The organism is Chamaesiphon sp. GL140_3_metabinner_50 (assembly GCF_025361915.1).
In the GTDB taxonomy this organism is placed as follows: domain Bacteria; phylum Cyanobacteriota; class Cyanobacteriia; order Cyanobacteriales; family Chamaesiphonaceae; genus Chamaesiphon.
Genome location: NZ_JANYJC010000171.1, coordinates 1 through 3,312, shown reverse-complemented (window position 1 = coordinate 3,312; position 3,312 = coordinate 1). Strand labels below are relative to the sequence as shown.

3 protein-coding genes are annotated in these 3,312 nt (G+C 48.1%); all 3 read right to left on the bottom strand.

The genetic code is table 11. From position 1 onward, the window contains the following. Window positions 1-236 (bottom strand): ATP-dependent Clp protease adapter ClpS (gene clpS, locus Q0R35_RS08720; RefSeq protein WP_295616257.1); only part of this gene is annotated, 236 nt, incomplete at its 3' end. Between the two features lie 5 nt (window positions 237-241). Next, a complete protein-coding gene (locus Q0R35_RS08715) occupies window positions 242-2,287 on the bottom strand; it encodes an FAD-dependent oxidoreductase (protein WP_295616254.1) in 2,046 nt (681 codons plus the stop codon). Between the two features lie 265 nt (window positions 2,288-2,552). Beyond that, window positions 2,553-3,312 (bottom strand): PspA/IM30 family protein (locus Q0R35_RS08710; RefSeq protein WP_295616250.1); only part of this gene is annotated, 760 nt, incomplete at its 5' end.

Sequence of the window (3,312 nt, the reverse complement as noted above, 5' to 3'; positions counted from 1 at the left end):
TGTTGGTGATAGAGTTCGGCTTGTTCTTGGGGGCCAACCCAGACGATCGATTGTCCTTCAAAATGGACTTGATTTGTCAATTCCCAAGCCCGATCTTCACTCATACCGGGGATATAAGTGAGCAGACATGTAGATACATGCTCGAAGGTATTAAAGTCATCATCTAAGACAATGATCTTAAAATTGGGATAAAGTTTTTGGATTGTTTGACTGGACTTTTCAGGTGCGAAAACCATAGTATTTATTTCCAATCTTGCCAATTATTATTAAAAATTGAGGTATTGGGAAAAGATGTGGGGTTGTTGTTAGCTTCTAGACGTTTGCGTAATTCAATTATCGCGATCGATCGGTCGGGGAGGGGTGCGACCATTTGGGCGGGGGTAATGCCTTTCTCTAGGGCATATGCCGCCGTGGTGCCAGCAGCAGCACCAGCAGACCATTCAAATGAGTGAATTCGATAGGCAGCAGCAGCGACGTGACTGGTGGCAATGCTTTTTCCCGCCACTAACATATTATCAATTTTTTGGGGGATCATCGCCCGCAGGGGAATTTGAAATGGATAAGCTTGCCCTTCACCTTGCCGCGCGCCAGCTCGTTCGCTATTATTAGGGGCTTCGGGGGGATTATTTTGCATACAGGGGTGGAAATCGATTGCGTAGTGCCCGATGCCGACTGTATCGGCGTATAGGGTCGATCGATTGCGAGGAGTCGGTTTATCGCCAGTGAGGACGTTGAGAGCATTTACCCCCGATAAATTCGCCTGTAGCTGCCGTAATTCGGTTGGCGATAGGATTGCCGTTCGTTTCGGATCGAGCAGGTTGTTGCGGCTCATATCGACCTCTGCGATCGTAAATCCGTCTTTGTATCCGTAACTTGGTCTGCCGATAATTCGGCGACCTTCGCGGATGTAGGGATATTTAGATAAACCGTGCGCCGTACCCATTGGGGAGTCCAATCCGCTGATATATCGTTGATTGGGGTTGGGTGTTTTAACCCAATAATTGGGCGATGTGGGGTCGGGATTGGCGCGAGAATCGGTTTTACCAGCTACCAGCCAATAATAGAATCCTTGGGCGTTTTCTTCGCCTTTACGGAGGGTGTCGGTACGTAAGCCACCCATCCAACCACCCGCGCCAAGTTGCCCGGATAGTTGCAGTTGCGATCGATCGAGAATTAAATTATCTTGGGCACTACCGGGACGATAATCGTTTCCCCATGTCCAATTTTGCATGGAGATATCGCCGACAGCGGGTGCTGTGAAGTTAATTCCGCCAAATTTGGTAGGTTTGCCCGTTCCCGAACTATAAATCCGGCGATAGGTGTAGACTAAGCCAAAATCAGCCAGACGTTTGAGTTCGTAGCTATAGTAGGGTGAGTATTGTTGATAAGTGACTGGCTGTACTTGTAATTGCGGGGTGGCTGTCGTCTCCATCGCAAATGGATATGTAAACCCTTGAGTACAGTAAGGATCGCCCGTTGTGCTAGCTGAGGAAGGTTCGTCTGCCGATCGTGGATCGAGTCCTAACCGATATGGTACATCTGCTAATCCTACCAGTTCTCCAGTCTCGGTGGCATCGACTACATACCAATCGGCGGGTTTTGCGGCTTGCTGTTTGGGCGTTTTATAAGTGGGAATGAAAATAATTTTGCGCTTCTGAAATCTGGGCGAATCTTGGTAGCTATAAGCATCTTCGATCGTTTTAGAAAGCGGTTCGGTGTTAATAGGTGGCGTTCCCGGTTGGGATTGGTGCTGGATGGCGACAACAGCATTAATTTGTTGTCCTTCACCTTTCTTACCAACGATGAGCTGTTTGACAACCGTGTTGGGGTACCAATATAACTTGCCTTTACCTTTGCTCTCGGCTGTCTTTAACATCCCATACAAAAGTTTGTGAGCATCTTTAGGCAAGAAACAAGCTTCACTCACCCAGCAGTAGCCAGAATTTAATTTGCCATAATAGTCCTTCACTTGCTGGCGAAATTCTAAATAGCCGCGTGGAAAATAGTTTTTCGCGCGTTGGGTGGGGCGTTCGTCTAACGCGGATACGCCTTGCGCCGATATTTGTCCGCCAACCCAGTCGGTAATTTCGGTCATGCAGACTGTCTTCCCAGCCAACAAGCCTTCATATGCTGTGGCCGTACCGCTCAAGCCGCCACCCGCCACCATGATATCGCACCCAATCGTATTATCGACAGGTTTGGTTTGAGTCGCAGCAAGAACGCTAGGAAAGTAACTTAGTTCGATCGCAACTAAGCCCAGACATAGAATGGCTAGTGGTTTTTTCATTGTTTAAGGGGGAAACGGGGGAAACGGGGGACGGGGGGACAGGGGGACGGAGCGCAGTTCCAACGCCAAATACCTAATACCTAATACCTAAAATCTAAACAGACAATCGATCGATTTGACAAGTTCTTGATCGACAGATGAGAGGGTACTGAGTCTGACTATAAATTTTTAGCACGAAAAGCTGGATGGTTGTCGAGTACAACCACCCAAACGTAGCCTCAAATCTGAGTTGAAAGTTAATTACAGAAGTGCCGAGCGGATTTATTTACAAACCGTCGATTTGTTTGCGTAATGCTTCTAATTCCTCGTCTTGGGGACTCATTGGTGCTTTGACAGTATCTTTCGGCGCGGCGGATGTTGGCGATCCCTTGCCTTGAGGTAGTGCTGCGGTAGGTTGAGAACCACCGAGCATCTGCTGTTTCATCGCGGCGAGTTCGTCATCAACATCGCTACCTGCGGAAAGAGCTGCAAATTTACTTTCTAAATCTGCGCCAGTTAGTTCGGCTGCGGCTTGAGATTTGGCTTCTTGAATGAGGACTTTCTCTTCCATCCGCTCGAAAGCCGCCATCGCACTATTAGTGCCCAAACGTCCGACTGCGCCTTGAAGTTGTTCTTGCGCTTTGGCAGCTTGAGCGCGAGATTTGAGCATATCTTTCTTGGTTTTCGCTTCAGAAATCTTGCCCTCAAGTTGGATCAGACTTTTTTTCATTGTGTCTACCGTACCTGCTTGCCCATCCAATTGAGCTTTGAGGCTGCTGGCAGTTTCACTGTAGTTCTTCTTCCGCACGAGAGCTTCGCGGGCGAGATCTTCGTCTCCTTTTTGTAAAGCTAATTGCGCTTTGCTCTGCCAGCTATTGGCATCGCCCATTGCTTTGTTATACTGCTGCTCGGTACGCTTTTGGTTGGCGATACTACTAGCTACCGCTTGGCGCAATTGTACCAAGTCTTCTTGCATATCCATTACTGCCTGTTCCAGAATTTTTTCTGGATCTTCAGCTTTGCTAACCATATCGTTAACATTCGCC